The organism is Streptomyces sp. NPDC048751, from assembly GCF_043198595.1.
Classification (GTDB): domain Bacteria; phylum Actinomycetota; class Actinomycetes; order Streptomycetales; family Streptomycetaceae; genus Streptomyces.
The window spans coordinates 190,069-203,832 of the sequence record NZ_JBICUX010000015.1 but is presented as its reverse complement, the minus strand read 5'-3'; the positions used below and the strand labels follow the sequence as shown (position 1 = coordinate 203,832).

Sequence of the window (13,764 nt, the reverse complement as noted above, 5' to 3'; positions counted from 1 at the left end):
CCGATAACCGGAACGGGTGTCCCGCCCACCGGATACCTGACGCGATCTCAGTCGAACGACGCCAACGCCTCGTCCAGCACCCTCCGCAGCCGCAGCCCGTCCGGCGCGACGGCGCTCACCAGCACGGCCGGCCCCGCGAGCGGCAGCACGGCGGCGTGCTCACCGACAACCCGCGCGGACACCGGCCGCGTGACGAACTCCGGCCTTACGACGACGAGTTGCCCCACGGCCCGCTGTCCCGCCAGTACGGCGGGCCCGTCCCAGCCGCCCGGAGCACCCGGCCCACAGGCCAGCTCCTGGTCCAGAACGGTACGCCCCCCGACCCGCACCGAGAGCCGACTGCCGAGCCTCCCCGGCTCCTCACCGACCCGCCCGAGCACCTGCTCCTCGCGCAGCACGAGCCGCGCCGTGGCGGCGAGTTCCACGCGGGTGGTGACATACAGCTCGCTGCCGTTGGCCGAGATCAACGGCTCGGGCAGCCACCGGAGTTCACCTCCGTCGGCAACGGTGAGCCGCACGTCGTAGCGCGCCTCGCTCTTCGACTGTCCCGGCAGCGCGATGGTGGCGGCCGCCGACTGGACCCGCAGCCTCGCCCCCTCCTCGACATCGGCACGCACCGCGAAGTGGTCCCCGCCGAGCGGCCCGCTCATCGCGCCGACCAGCACGACCCGCGCCTCGGCCCCGCTCCCCCGCGTCCGCCGCAGCGCCAGCGGCCCCTCCCCCTCCAGCACGGGCAGCGACGTACCGCCGCGCCCGTCGTCGCGTGCGCGGATCCGTGCGGTGGCCCGGACCCCGCTCACCGTCACGCCGTCCACGCGGCGAGCTGCGCCCGCACCCACGCGGCGACGTCCGTCGCCCCGGCCTCGCTCCTCAGCGACTGGAAGACGACCGGCAGTTCGGCCCGCTGCGCCTTGGCGTCGGCCGCCATCCGGGCCAGGTCCGAGCCGACGTACGGGGCGAGGTCGGTCTTGTTGACGACGAGCAGGTCCGCGGTGGTGACCCCCGGCCCGCCCTTGCGCGGGATGTCGTCCCCGCCCGCCACGTCGATCACGAAGATCTGCGCGTCCACGAGCCCCTTGGAGAAGGTCGCCGTCAGATTGTCCCCACCGGACTCGACGAGCACGAGATCCAGCGGCCCCACCTCGTCCTCCAGATCCTCCACCGCTTCGAGGTTCGCCGAGATGTCGTCCCGGATCGCGGTGTGCGGACACGCCCCCGTCTCCACGGCCGTGATCCGCTCCGGCGGCAGCACCGCCTCCCGCAACAGGAACTCGGCGTCCTCGCGCGTGTAGATGTCATTGGTCACGACGGCGAGGGACAACTCGTCGCGCAGCACCCGACAGAGCGCGGCAACGGTCGCGGTCTTCCCGGACCCGACGGGCCCACCGAGCCCGATCCGCAGGGCACGACGGGTGCCGTCGGGACGCCGGGCGTCGGCGCTGAGGGCGGAGGGCGTGGGGTGGGAGTGGTCGAGATGCATGTACGGCTCCTAACAAGACAGGCGAGGCATTTCCAGCCGGTCCGGCATGTCCGGCCCGTCCGGCGTTTGCGGACGAGGCCGTTCAGGCCGATGGGGGGTCCAGGGGGGCGAAGTCCCCTTGGTCACGAGGCGAACAACCGGACCGGCCAAGCCGCATGCACCTCCGCCCCGATCTCCAACAGGGGCGCGGACGCCGCGGGCAACGCGTCGACCCCCTCCCCCAGCACGGCCCTCCCCGCCCCCACCGCCCGATCGACCACCAGATCCATCTCCGGCGCCAACCGCGCCAACACCCCAGTCGCCTCGAACGGATCCAGACTCAACAGCCGCACCACGGCGGTCGCCGCCCCACTCACGCTCTCGTACACCGCGCAGTACGCCGCGTCCTCCGGCCCCAGACCGGCCGCCCGCGCCGCGAGCCCCAGCACCACCGGCTGATGCACCCCCTTGGGGAACTGTCCCGCCACGGCGTCCAGTTCCGCACTGGGCCAGGTCGCACGAGCGGCCCGCATCAGCTGCCGCCCCAGCCTGCGCGCAGCGCCCCGCAGCGCGGGTGACGGCGTCCGCGCGTCCGCCGCCGCATCCAGCTCCGCCGGTGCCACCCCGAGCGCGGCCGCCGCGGCGAGCCCCGCGGCGACCAGCCCCGCCGTGTGCAACCGCCCGCGGCAGAACGCCTCCAGGCTCGCCGCACCGGTGATCCGCCCCGCCTTGACGGCCTCCTCCGCCCCGCCGGAGTGCGCGTGCCCCCCGGCGGGGAAGCGGCCGTCGGCCAGCACGAGAAGCGCAGCCCTGCCCATCAGAACCCACCCATCGGATACAAGCCCATCAGAACAGGAAGTACCGCTGAGCCATGGGCAGTTCGGCCGCCGGAGTCGCCTCGACGAGCTCCCCGTCGATCCGCACGGCGAAGCTGTCCGGATCCACCTGCACCCGCGGCCGCGCGTCGTTCTCCCGCATGTCCGCCTTGGTGACCCCACGCGTCGAGTCGATCGCCACGAACCGCTTGCCGAGCTGGAGCCGCTCCGGCAGCCCGTCCTCGATCGCCAGCGGTGCCACGAAGTTGAACGAGTTGGCGGCCGGCGCCCGCCCGATCGCCCCGTACATCGGACGGGGCAGGATCGGCTGCGGAGTCGGGATGGAGGCGTTCGCGTCGCCCATCTGCGCGTACGCGATCTGTCCGCCCTTGATGACGAGGTGCGGCTTCACGCCGAAGAACGCGGGCTCCCACAGCACGAGGTCGGCGAGCTTCCCCGTCTCCACGGACCCGATCTCCCGGGCCAGTCCCTGCGCGAGCGCCGGGTTGATCGTGTACTTCGCCACGTACCGCCGTACCCGCCGGTTGTCCGCGCGCCCGTCGCCGGGCAGCGCGCCGCGCCGCCGCTTCATCACGTGCGCGGTCTGCCAGGTCCGCAGGACGACCTCGCCGACGCGCCCCATGGCCTGGGCGTCGGAGGAGATGATCGAGATGGCGCCCAGGTCGTGGAGTATGTCCTCCGCGCCGATGGTCGAGGGCCGGATCCGGGACTCGGCGAACGCCAGGTCCTCCGGCACCGCCGGGTTCAGGTGGTGGCACACCATCAGCATGTCGAGGTGTTCCTCGGCGGTGTTGACGGTGAACGGCCGGGTCGGGTTGGTCGAGCTGGGCAGGACGTGCGGCTCGGACACCACGGTCATGATGTCGGGCGCGTGCCCGCCGCCCGCGCCCTCGGTGTGGTACGCGTGGATGCCACGGCCGGCGATCGCGGCGAGCGTGTCGCCCACGAACCCGGCCTCGTTCAGCGTGTCCGTGTGGATCGCGACCTGGATGCCGGTCCGGTCGGCGACGGTCAGCGAGGCGTCGATGACGGCGGGGGTGGACCCCCAGTCCTCGTGCAGCTTCAGGCCCAGCGCGCCGCCCCGGATCTGCGACAGCATCGCCTCGTGCGAGACGGTGTTGCCCTTGCCGAGGAAGCCGATGTTGAGCGGGTACTGCTCCATCGCCTCGAGCATCCGCGCGAGGTGCCACGGACCGGGTGTCACGGTCGTCGCCTTCGAGCCCTCGGCGGGGCCGGTGCCGCCGCCGATCAGGGTCGTGACGCCGGCCGACAGCGCCTCGTCGGCGATCTGCGGACAGATGAAGTGGACGTGGGCGTCGATGGCGCCCGCCGTCAGGATCCGGCCGTTGCCCGCGATGACCTCGGTCTCCGGCCCGATCACCAGATCCGGGTGCACGCCGTCCATGGTGTCCGGGTTGCCCGCCTTGCCGATCCCAGTGATACGGCCGTCGCGGATACCGACGTCGGCCTTGACGACGCCCCAGTGGTCGACGATCACCACGCCGGTGATGACGGTGTCCGGGGTGCCGTCCGCGCGCGTGGCGCGCGCCTGCCCCATGGACTCGCGGATGACCTTGCCGCCGCCGAAGACCGCCTCGTCCCCGGCGAGTCCGGGGCCGCCGCTGCGGTCCTCCTCGATCTCGATCAGCAGATCGGTGTCGGCGAGCCGGATGCGGTCGCCGGTCGTCGGGCCGAACAGGTCGGCGTACGCGGGGCGTGAGATCTCAGGCATCGAGGGCACCTCCGGTCTCCCCGCGCAGTCCGGGCACGACACGGGCGCCCGCGAGCGGTACGAGTTCGACGTCGACGGGGATCCCGGGCTCGAAGCGCACGGCGGTGCCGGCGGCGACGTTCAGCCGCTTGCCGCGCGCCGCGGCTCGGTCGAACTCCAGGCCGGGGTTGGCCTCGGCGAAGTGGTAGTGGGAGCCGACCTGGACGGGCCGGTCGGCGGCGTTGAGGACGGTGAGCCGGGTGACCTCGCGGCCCTGGTTGTAGACGATCGGGCCCTCGTCGAAGACGATCTCTCCGGGAATCATGGCGGTCTCCCCGTCAGACGATCGGATCGTGGACGGTGACGAGCTTGGTGCCGTCCGGAAAGGTCGCCTCGACCTGGACGTCGTGGATCATCTCGGGGATGCCCTCCATGACGTCGTCCCTGGTGAGCAGTTTGCGACCGGAGGCCATGAGTTCGGCGACGGTACGGCCGTCCCGTGCGCCTTCCAGGATGTGCGCGGTGATCAGGGCGATCGCCTCGGGGTGGTTCAGCTTGAGGCCGCGGGCCCGGCGCTTCTCAGCGACATCGGCCGCGACATGGATCAGCAGCCTCTCTTGCTCGTGCGGGGTCAGTTGCACGTCCCACCTCACATCCTCGCTCCGGACCGTGCGGGGTCCGGTTGCCGCGGCCACGAGGAAAAGCCCCTGGTGGCATGGACCGGCAGGCTAGTTGGAACGCGTTTCGAGCAAGTTAACCGAGCTGTGATCCTTCGGACGCCCCACTCCGGCGCCGACACGCTCAGGTACGCCGATCGCTACGACGGATTCGGCCCGCGGTGCTCCGCCGCGATACCGAACCGCTGTTGCCGTTCGCGAGGAGCGGAACCGACCTCTCGGACGGCCGAGACGGAACTGATCACCTGCTCGTCCGCCGGTGCGTCGAGTTCGTCGAGTCGTTCCAGGTCAGCGGCGGAGACGAGGGCGACGAGGGGCTTGCCGTGCCGGGTCACGACGACACGTTCACCGCCGTACACCACACGGTTGATCAGGTCGGCGAGCTCAGCCCTGGCTTGCGTCACCGGAATCTCGTAGGCCATGACCCCATTCTAACGTCACGTACGTCCTGTACATTTTTTACAGACAGCGCTCTGCGAGGAGGGGTACCGCCATGGCCATCGCCCGACCGTCCGCCCGCTACGTCCTGCCCGAGTTCACCGAACGCACGAGCTCGGGGCACCGGACGATGGATCCGTACTCGAAGCTGCTGGAGGAGCGGATCGTCTTCCTCGGGACGCCGATCGACGACATCTCGGCGAACGACGTGATGGCCCAGTTCATGTACCTCGAGTACCAGGACCCGGACCGTGACATCTCGCTGTACATCAACTCCCCCGGCGGCTCGTTCAGCGCGATGTCGGCCATCTACGACACACTGCGGTACGTCACCTGCGACGTGGAGACGATCTGCCTCGGCCAGGCAGGCGCGTCCGCCGCGGTGCTGCTGGCCGCGGGCTCGCCGGGCAAGCGGTTCGCGCTGCCGGGCGCACGCATCGTGATCCACCAGCCGGCGCTGACCGAGCCGGTCCAGGGACAGGCCAGCGACCTCGCCATCCAGGCCGCCGAGCTGATCCGCACCCGCGAGCGCCTCGAGGAGATGCTCGTACGGCACACGGGGCGCACACCGGAGCAGGTGACCGCGGACATCGAGCGCGACAAGATGCTCAGCGCGCAGGAGGCCGTGGAGTACGGCCTGGTGGACGGGCTCATCCCCAGCCGCAAGGCCTCGCGCACCGCACCCGGCGCCAGGTGAGGCACCGATGCTGCCTCCGGAGCTGCCACCGCTGCCCGCCCTCACCCGCGCCGAGGGCGAGCTGATCGACCGTTACCTGGATGTTGCAGACCTTCTCGGCCGAATCAACCCGGCGCATCACGGGGACACGTACCGTGGTCTACGCGCCGCGCAGGCGCTCGTCGCCAAGGCGACGGCGCTCAGGGACGCACTGGCGCTCATGCACCAGCGGGGTGAGACCGAGCTGCACGCTCCAACGCTGGCGCGTGCGCTGCGTGTCCTCGACGGGGAGCGTCGTACGGCGCGAGTCACGGTGCCGCCGCTCTCCGACAGTTGACTCACCGTTGTCCGGTCCGGACGCGCGGCCTCCTCGGCGGGACGTCCGGATCGGAAGCTAAACGGACCGAATGACGTACCCCTGTTCGGAGTAGACGAAGGTCCTTTTACGGGACCTCCCGACTTGCGCAACGCGCGTAGCGTCAGCCGGGGCTGAAACCCTTTCATGCTGGTCCGAGCCCCCGTCATGACCTGGACACTCACTCGAACACCGCACTGTCCACCCGAACGGGTGAGTGGTGAGTAACGCCACAAACCCCCGATTCGGTTGGGTATTTCGGACACTCGTGAGTGAAGATCCGTGACTGACGACAAGCCCCCGCCACAACGGCGGGGCGATCCGGACGGACGCCGAGTCCTGCCGCCGCCCGGATGACTGGTCGACAGGAGTGGATCGGCAGGAGTGGAGGACCCAAGCAAGACGGGTCGCCGGAACGGTCACGCCATGACCGGGCCGAGCAGCCCTTGGGGTGAAGCCGCAGCAACGCGGCCGGGCAACTTCGCCAGCCCGAATCCGACAGGTCATCCTTCACAGGCGGCTGACGAAGGGTTGCGCATGTCTGCGCTCAATCGTGTCCCGTCGCTGATGGCCCGGGCCGGCACGGCCTCGGCCCTGACCATCGCCGCCGTGGGCGGCTCGATCGTGGTCCCCGGCATCGCCTCCGACGCCGCGGCCGCCACACCTGCGACGAAGGCGCTCCAGATCGCGGCGTCCAAAAAGGGCTCACCGTACAAGTACGGGGCCACGGGCCCCAAGAGGTTCGACTGCTCAGGGCTCACGCTGTACGCGTTCAAGAAGGCGGGCAAGAAGCTCCCCCGGACGGCGGCCCAGCAGTACAACAAGACCCGACACATCTCTGTGAAGAGCCGCAAGGCCGGGGACCTCGTGTTCTTCCACTCGGGCTCCTCCAGCTCCAGCGTCTACCACGTGGGCATCTACGCCGGGAAGGGGAAGATCTGGCACGCCCCGAAGACCGGGGACGTGGTGAAGCTGCAGAAGCTCTGGACGAAGAACGTCTGGTACGGCCGGGTCAAGTGACCCTCCCGGGGGCGGTGCCGGCGTCCTGAAGCGCCGGTACCGGCCCTGGAGCAGTCCCGGCGGCTGCAGCGCCGGCTACTGCTCCTGCTGCCCCACTGTTGCCGCCGGCTCGGTCGGCACGGTCCACGGCAGCTCGATGGAGACCGTCTTGCCGCCCTCGCGGGTCGGCCGGACTCTCAGCTTGCCGCCGCACTCCGCGGTCAGCCAGCGGATGATCACCATGCCCCGGCCGTTGTCCTGCTGCACGGCGGCGGGGAGCCGTTTGGGGAACCGGGGATGACTGTCGGTGACACCGACGAACACCCGTTCGTCACGGTCGAGCCGGAGGTCCACCGTGAAGGTGGGGGACTGCCCCAGCGTGTGCTGCACGGCGTTGGTGGCGAGTTCGGAGACGATGAGCCGGATGGTGTCGGACACCTCCGCCTCCTCGGGCAGGCCCCATTCCGCGAGGGTGCCGACCACGAAGGTGCGGGCCGCGGAGACCGAGGCGGGATCGCTCGGCAGAGTGACGGATGCTTCCAGATGGTCTGCCATGGCGACGTCGTCCCTTTCCCCCGGGACCGCGAGTCCGACACGGAGCGGATGATTCGAGTACGGTCCCGGACTGGTGCTTCGTCGCCAGAGTGCCATCACCGCACCCCTCACGGGTGGCGATCCCCCAAGATGTGCATATATCTGTCGCTCGAAGCGGTGAACTCTACGACGACAGAGCGGATCTGGGTGGCTCGTCGGGAGTAAGGAGTACCCATGCAGCACGGTCCCGCGGTGCGCCGCCGCAAACTGGGTGCGGAACTGCGTGCGCTGCGTGCCCAATCGGGGCTCACCAGCGGGGAGGCGGCTCGCCTCGTGGGCTGGCACCAGTCGAAGGTGAGCCGGATCGAGACAGGCACCAGCGGCGTGAAACCAGCCGATGTTCGGTTACTTCTCGACGTCTACGGCGTGGCCGATCCTCAACTGCGCGAGCTGATGCTCGCGTTGGCGGGCTCCGACGGTGCCGGCGGGCACCACTGGTGGCACGCCTACCGTGGGGTCCTGCCGCCCACCTACCGGGACTTCATCAGCCTGGAGTCGCAGGCCGGAGCGATGCGCACCCTGGAGACGTCGGTGGTTCCGGGCCTGTTGCAGACGGCCGAGTACGCCCGCGCGGTGACCCGGGCGGCCGTCGAGGGCGTGCCCGACGCCCGGCTGGACACGCTGGTGGAGGTCAGGCTGGCCCGGCAGGTCGTCCTGCGGGCGGATCCGCCGCTGGAGCTGAGCGCGGTGCTGGACGAGGCGGTGCTGCGGCGGGAGGTCGGCGGGCCCGGAGTGATGGCGCGGCAGCTCGAACGCCTGGTGGAGGCGGCGCGGCTGCCACAAGTACGCCTGCAAGTACTGCCGTTCACGGCCGGGGCGCACATCGGCGTCACCGGCCCTTTCGTTATCTTCTCTTTTCCGAGCACTTCTGACCTGGATGTGGTTGTTCTCGACCACTTGACGAGTAGCCTCTACCTTGAGCGGAAAGAAGACCTCCAGGCCTACAGCGAGGCCTTCAACACCCTTCAGATCCATGCACTTTCGCCCGAGGACTCGTTGGATTACATCGCCGGGATAGGTGGCGGCGCGTAAGGAGGCACTATGTCCGCACTGCCTCGGAACGTTCCTTCCAGCATCGATCTGCACGACGTGCGCTGGCTGCGCAGCAGCTACAGCACGGGAGCCAACAACTGCGTCGAGACGGCCCGGCCGGCCTCAGGGCCGTGCGCCGGGCAGCTCGCCGTACGCGACTCGAAGGACCCGGCCGGGCCCGCCCTGCTCTTCTCCCCCGAGAGCTGGTCGGGATTCACGGCCGCGTTCCGCTGATCACCCTCGTCCGTCAACAGGGGCGACCCACGGCCGTGTCACGCCGACTCATGGTCGCGTCTCGCCGATCACTCGTACAGCGCGTTCGATCTGTGCCCCGGAGAGGTCCGCACGGGCGGTCAGCCTGAGCCGTGAGACGCCGTCGGGAACGGAAGGAGGACGGAAGCAGCCCACGGCGAGGCCGGCCGCCCGACAGTCGGCTGCCCACTGAACGGCCTCCTCCGGGGACGGCGCGCGCACGGAGACCACCGCGGCGTCCGGACGTACGGCTTCCAGACCCGCGGCGGTCAGGCGTGCGTGCAGCTCCGCCGCCACCGCGCGGGCCCGTGCCGCACGCTCAGGCTCCCGGCGCAGCAGCCGCAGGGCCGCGAGGGCCGAACCCACGGCCGCGGGGGCCAGACCGGTGTCGAAGATGAAGGTGCGTGCCGCGTTGACCAGGTGGTCGATCACCCGGGCCGGGCCGAGCACGGCTCCGCCCTGACTGCCGAGCGACTTGGACAGCGTGACCGTCACGACGACGTCGTCGGCGCCCGAGAGTCCCGCCGCGTGCGGGGTGCCGCGGCCGCCGTCGCCCAGGACGCCCAGGCCGTGGGCGTCGTCGACGACGAGCCCCGCGCTGTGCTCCCGGCACGCCTCGGCGAGCGCGGCGAGCGGGGCGGCGTCGCCGTCGACCGAGAAGACCGCGTCGGAGACGGCGACAGCCGGGCCCTCGTGCGTCTGGAGCGCCTTGCGCACGGCGTCCGGCTCGGCGTGCGCGACGACCTGCGTCGTCCCCCGGGCCAGTCGGCAGCCGTCGATGAGTGAGGCGTGGTTGCCCGCGTCGGAGACGATCAGGGAGCCGTGCGGGGCGAGCGCGGTGACCGCGGCGAGATTGGCCGCGTAGCCGGAGGAGAAGACGAGGGCCGCCTCGAAGCCGCAGAAATCGGCCAGTTCGCGTTCCAGTTCGGTGTGCAGCTCGGTGGTGCCGGTGACGAGCCGGGAGCCGGTCGACCCGGCGCCCCAGGTCCGCGCCGCCCGCGCCGCGCCCTCGGTGACCTGCGGATGGTGTGCCAGGCCCAGGTAGTCGTTGCTCGCGAGATCCAGCAGCGGCGAGTCGGCGGGGCGCGGGCGCAGGGTCCGTACGAGTCCGGCCCGGCGGCGCGCCTCCGCCTGCTCGTCGATCCAGCCGAACGCCATGGGTCCTCCGGGGTATTTGTAGGTAGCGGACAGACACTAGCGGCACGCCCCGCCACCCATGGTGTGGCAATACCCACACCTCGAAGGGGGTGTGTTGTGTGATCCCTACCTTGGCCCCGAGCGGGTCCGTACGACAGGATCGGCTCTCATGGACCTGCTGAACACGCTGGTGGACAAGGGGCTTCGGCGCGAGCTGCCGACCCGCGAGGAGGCGCTGGCCGTACTGGCCACGTCCGACGACGACCTGCTCGACGTGGTGGCCGCGGCCGGAAAGGTGCGCCGGCACTGGTTCGGGCGACGGGTGAAACTCAACTACCTCGTCAACCTGAAGTCCGGGCTGTGCCCCGAGGACTGCTCCTACTGCTCCCAGCGGCTCGGCTCCAAGGCCGAGATCCTGAAGTACACCTGGCTCAAACCCGACCAGGCCTCCGAGGCCGCGGCGGCCGGGCTGGCGGGTGGCGCCAAGCGGGTCTGCCTGGTGGCGAGCGGGCGGGGGCCGACCGACCGGGACGTGGACCGGGTCTCCGAGACCATCAAGACGATCAAGGAGCAGAACGAGGGCGTCGAGGTGTGCGCCTGCCTCGGTCTGCTCACCGACGGCCAGGCGGAGCGGCTGCGCGACGCGGGCGCTGACGCGTACAACCACAACCTCAACACGTCCGAGGGCACGTACGGGGACATCACGACCACCCACACGTACGCGGACCGGGTGGACACGGTGCAGAAGGCGCACGCGGCGGGTCTGTCGGCGTGCTCCGGGCTGATCGCCGGAATGGGCGAGTCGGACGAGGACCTGGTGGACGTGGTCTACTCGCTGCGCGAGCTGGACCCCGACTCCGTTCCGGTGAACTTCCTGATCCCGTTCGAGGGCACCCCGCTGGCCAAGGAGTGGAACCTCACCCCGCAGCGCTGTCTGCGGATCCTGGCGATGGTCCGCTTCGTCTGCCCGGACGTCGAGGTGCGCATCGCGGGCGGCCGCGAGGTCCATCTGCGCACGATGCAGCCGCTCGCGCTGCACCTGGCCAACTCGATCTTCCTCGGCGACTACCTCACCAGCGAGGGCCAGGCCGGCAAGGCCGACCTGGACATGATCGCGGACGCCGGGTTCGAGGTGGAGGGCGCGGGCGAGGTGACGCTGCCGGAGCATCGCGTCGCGGGCGGCGGGGGCTGCGGTTCCCACGCGAGCGGTGGCGGGTGCGGGTCGCACGAGGGCGGGGGCTGCGGGTCCCACGAGGGCGCGGGCGGCGGTGTCTGCGGCTCCGTGCCGGCCTCCTCGCCCGCCGCCGGGTCCCCGGCCGTGCCCTCGGCCAACGAGGCCCGTACGGACCTGGTCGCCGTGCGCCGCCGGGGTGCCGGTACGGACCTCGCGCCCAATGCCTGAGCCGGCCGTCTCCGAGCTGCTGGAGCTCGACCGGCGGCACGTGTGGCATCCGTACGGGCCGATGCCGGGCCGTGTGGACCCGCTCGTCGTGGAGTCGGCGAGCGGGGTGCGGCTGCGGCTCGCGGACGGTTCGGGTGAGCTGGTCGACGGCATGTCGTCCTGGTGGTCGGCGATCCACGGCTACAACCACCCGGTGCTGAACGAGGCCGCGCACGGCCAGGTCGGCCGCATGAGCCACGTGATGTTCGGCGGGCTCACCCACGAGCCCGCCGTACGGTTGGCGAAGCGACTTGTCGACATCTCGCCCGACGGTCTGGAGCACGTGTTCCTCGCGGACTCCGGGTCGGTGTCGGTCGAGGTCGCGGTCAAGATGTGCCTGCAGTACTGGCGTTCGCTCGGCCGCCCGTCGAAGCAGCGGCTGCTGACCTGGCGGGGCGGTTACCACGGGGACACCTGGCAGCCGATGTCGGTGTGCGACCCCGAGGGCGGGATGCACGAGCTGTGGACCGGCGTACTGCCCCGTCAGGTGTTCGTGGGCCCACCGCCGGTCGCGTACGAGGAGTCGTACGCGCAGGAGTTGCGCATGGCGATCGCGCGGCACGCCGACGAGCTGGCCGCGGTGATCGTCGAGCCGGTGGTGCAGGGCGCCGGCGGGATGCGGTTCCACTCCCCCGCGTATCTGCGGGTGCTGCGGGAGGCGTGCGACGCGCACGACGTGCTGCTGGTGTTCGACGAGATCGCGACCGGCTTCGGGCGTACGGGAGCGCTGTTCGCGGCGGAGCACGCGGCGGTGACGCCGGACGTGATGTGCGTCGGCAAAGCGCTGACCGGCGGCTATCTGACGATGGCGGCGACGTTGTGCACGGCACGGGTGGCCGACGGGATCTCGCGCGGCGAGGTGCCGGTGCTGGCGCACGGCCCGACGTTCATGGGCAACCCGCTGGCGGCGGCCGTGGCGTGCGCGTCGATCGACCTGCTGCTCGGGCAGGACTGGCTGTCCGAGGTCAAGCGGATCGAGGCCGGCCTGCGGGAGGGTCTCGCGCCCGCTCTCGAGGTGCCGGGCGTGACGGACGTACGGGTGCTCGGTGCCATCGGCGTCGTGCAGCTCGACCACTCGGTGGACATGAAGGCCGCCACGGACGCCGCCGTGCGCGAGGGCGTGTGGCTGCGGCCGTTCCGGGACCTGATCTACACGATGCCGCCGTACGTCACGGGTGACGAGGACGTGGCCCGGATCGCGCGGGCCGTGTGCGCTGCGGCGCGGGAGGGATGACATGGCGGTACTGGTGATCACGGGCACCGGCACGGAGGTCGGCAAGACGGTCACGACCGCCGCGGTCGCCGCCGCGGCGCTCGCGGCGGGCCGGTCGGTGGCCGTGCTGAAGGCCGCGCAGACGGGTGTACGGCCCGACGAGCGCGGGGACGCCGACGAGGTCGCGCGGCTGGCGGGCGACGTCACGGCGACGGAGGTCGCCCGGTTCCCCGAGCCGCTGGCGCCGGGGACCGCGGCCCGCCGGGCCGGTCTGCCTCCCGTCGCTCCGCGCGAGGTCGCCCAGGCGGCGGCCAAGCTGGCCACCGAGCACGACCTCGTGCTGGTGGAAGGGGCGGGCGGACTGCTCGTACGGTTCGACGAGGCGGGCGGGACACTGGCCGACGTGGCCGAGCTGCTGAGCGCGCCGGTGCTCCTCGTGGCCTCCGCGGGCCTCGGCACCCTCAACACCACGGAACTGACGGCCCGGGAACTGCGCTCCCGTCGCCTGGACCTCCTGGGCGTGGTGATCGGCAGCTGGCCCGACTCCCCCGACCTGGCGTCCCGCTGCAACGTGGCGGACCTGCCGGAGGTCTCCGGAGCCCCCCTGCTCGGCGCGCTGCCCGCCGGCGCCGGCGCCCTCCCGCCGCCCGCGTTCCGGGCGGCGGCCCCGGCCTGGCTGGCACCACGGCTCGACGGGACGTGGGACGCGGAGGTGTTCGGGGGGCGGGAGGGGCCCTGAGGGGTCGCACGCCCTGATGCGCCGCACGTAGTGCCGTGACCGGAACTAGGGCCTGTCCGGCGGATCAGGTCGCAGGAAACTCACGGCGACCCATCAGCGCAGGTGAGCGGGGCTTGGTGCGTCCAGCTGCACGGCGGAGGAGGGAGTCGACGCGGCGCGTCGGCGACCGACGACAACGCGGCAGATGGGCGTGCCAGGCCCCGCG

The 13,764-nt window shown here is 71.3% G+C and carries 17 protein-coding genes and 1 riboswitch; of the genes, 8 read left to right on the top strand and 9 right to left on the bottom strand.

Annotated elements, in window-relative coordinates; all coding sequences use genetic code 11:
• Positions 1-47 precede the first annotated feature (47 nt).
• The 7 genes from ACGFNV_RS37585 to ACGFNV_RS37555 all read right to left on the bottom strand — a co-directional run bounded on the left by ACGFNV_RS37585 (position 48) and on the right by ACGFNV_RS37555 (position 5,105).
• A complete protein-coding gene (locus ACGFNV_RS37585) occupies positions 48-815 on the bottom strand; it encodes an urease accessory protein UreD (protein WP_393628908.1) in 768 nt (255 codons plus the stop codon).
• Entirely contained in the window at positions 803-1,480 is a 678-nt protein-coding gene (ureG, locus tag ACGFNV_RS37580) for an urease accessory protein UreG (RefSeq protein WP_393628906.1), read from the bottom strand. The genes ACGFNV_RS37585 and ureG overlap by 13 nt, the downstream gene beginning before the upstream one ends.
• Before the next feature lie 122 nt (positions 1,481-1,602).
• Positions 1,603-2,277, bottom strand: coding sequence for an urease accessory protein UreF (locus ACGFNV_RS37575; protein WP_393628904.1), 675 nt, complete (start codon positions 2,275-2,277; stop codon positions 1,603-1,605).
• A 28-nt stretch (positions 2,278-2,305) separates the two neighbouring features.
• The gene (locus ACGFNV_RS37570; protein WP_393628902.1) at positions 2,306-4,027 is read right to left on the bottom strand and encodes an urease subunit alpha; all 1,722 of its coding nucleotides are present in this window, start codon (positions 4,025-4,027) and stop codon (positions 2,306-2,308) included.
• On the bottom strand, positions 4,020-4,331 hold the full coding sequence (locus tag ACGFNV_RS37565) for an urease subunit beta (protein WP_393628901.1): 312 nt from the start codon (positions 4,329-4,331) through the stop codon (positions 4,020-4,022). The genes ACGFNV_RS37570 and ACGFNV_RS37565 overlap by 8 nt, the downstream gene beginning before the upstream one ends.
• 13 nt (positions 4,332-4,344) lie before the next feature.
• Positions 4,345-4,647, bottom strand: coding sequence for an urease subunit gamma (locus tag ACGFNV_RS37560; protein WP_133931874.1), 303 nt, complete (start codon positions 4,645-4,647; stop codon positions 4,345-4,347).
• 176 nt (positions 4,648-4,823) lie between these two features.
• Positions 4,824-5,105 carry a type II toxin-antitoxin system Phd/YefM family antitoxin gene (locus ACGFNV_RS37555; RefSeq protein WP_133931873.1) on the bottom strand — a complete coding sequence of 94 codons (282 nt, stop codon included), beginning with the start codon at positions 5,103-5,105 and terminating at the stop codon, positions 4,824-4,826.
• A 77-nt stretch (positions 5,106-5,182) separates the two neighbouring features.
• On the opposite strand from ACGFNV_RS37555, the gene ACGFNV_RS37550 reads away from it, so the two are divergent.
• From ACGFNV_RS37550 to ACGFNV_RS37540, 3 genes are all read left to right on the top strand, one after another.
• A complete protein-coding gene (locus ACGFNV_RS37550; RefSeq protein WP_393628983.1) occupies positions 5,183-5,818 on the top strand; it encodes an ATP-dependent Clp protease proteolytic subunit in 636 nt (211 codons plus the stop codon).
• 7 nt (positions 5,819-5,825) lie between these two features.
• A complete protein-coding gene (locus tag ACGFNV_RS37545) occupies positions 5,826-6,134 on the top strand; it encodes a hypothetical protein (RefSeq protein ID WP_133931872.1) in 309 nt (102 codons plus the stop codon).
• Between the two features lie 338 nt (positions 6,135-6,472).
• Positions 6,473-6,686, top strand: a riboswitch (cyclic di-AMP (ydaO/yuaA leader).
• 3 nt (positions 6,687-6,689) lie between these two features.
• Positions 6,690-7,172: a C40 family peptidase gene (locus ACGFNV_RS37540; RefSeq protein WP_393628899.1), complete on the top strand. Its 483-nt coding sequence runs from the start codon at positions 6,690-6,692 to the stop codon at positions 7,170-7,172.
• Between the two features lie 75 nt (positions 7,173-7,247).
• Here ACGFNV_RS37540 and ACGFNV_RS37535 read toward each other — a convergent pair whose 3' ends face one another.
• A complete protein-coding gene (locus tag ACGFNV_RS37535) occupies positions 7,248-7,706 on the bottom strand; it encodes an ATP-binding protein (protein ID WP_393628897.1) in 459 nt (152 codons plus the stop codon).
• Positions 7,707-7,919: 213 nt separating this feature from the next.
• Here ACGFNV_RS37535 and ACGFNV_RS37530 point away from each other — a divergent pair, with 213 nt between their 5' ends.
• Positions 7,920-8,777 (top strand): helix-turn-helix domain-containing protein, encoded by an 858-nt coding sequence (locus tag ACGFNV_RS37530; RefSeq protein WP_393628896.1) that lies wholly within the window; start codon positions 7,920-7,922, stop codon positions 8,775-8,777.
• A gap of 9 nt (positions 8,778-8,786) precedes the next feature.
• Entirely contained in the window at positions 8,787-9,011 is a 225-nt protein-coding gene (locus ACGFNV_RS37525) for a DUF397 domain-containing protein (RefSeq protein ID WP_393628894.1), read from the top strand.
• Positions 9,012-9,059: 48 nt separating this feature from the next.
• On the opposite strand, the gene ACGFNV_RS37520 is transcribed toward ACGFNV_RS37525, so the two are convergent.
• A complete protein-coding gene (locus tag ACGFNV_RS37520; protein WP_393628892.1) occupies positions 9,060-10,187 on the bottom strand; it encodes an 8-amino-7-oxononanoate synthase in 1,128 nt (375 codons plus the stop codon).
• 148 nt (positions 10,188-10,335) lie between these two features.
• On the opposite strand from ACGFNV_RS37520, the gene bioB reads away from it, so the two are divergent.
• Genes bioB through bioD form a run of 3 tightly spaced genes read left to right on the top strand, consistent with a single transcriptional unit; the run spans position 10,336 to position 13,559 of the window.
• Positions 10,336-11,568 (top strand): biotin synthase BioB, encoded by a 1,233-nt coding sequence (gene bioB / locus ACGFNV_RS37515; RefSeq protein ID WP_393628891.1) that lies wholly within the window; start codon positions 10,336-10,338, stop codon positions 11,566-11,568.
• Positions 11,561-12,841, top strand: a complete 1,281-nt coding sequence (locus ACGFNV_RS37510; RefSeq protein WP_393628889.1) for an adenosylmethionine--8-amino-7-oxononanoate transaminase — start codon at positions 11,561-11,563, stop codon at positions 12,839-12,841. Before bioB ends, ACGFNV_RS37510 begins: the two co-directional genes overlap by 8 nt.
• A 1-nt stretch (position 12,842) precedes the next feature.
• Positions 12,843-13,559 (top strand): dethiobiotin synthase, encoded by a 717-nt coding sequence (bioD, locus tag ACGFNV_RS37505; protein WP_393628887.1) that lies wholly within the window; start codon positions 12,843-12,845, stop codon positions 13,557-13,559.
• The last annotated feature ends 205 nt before the right edge of the window (positions 13,560-13,764 follow it).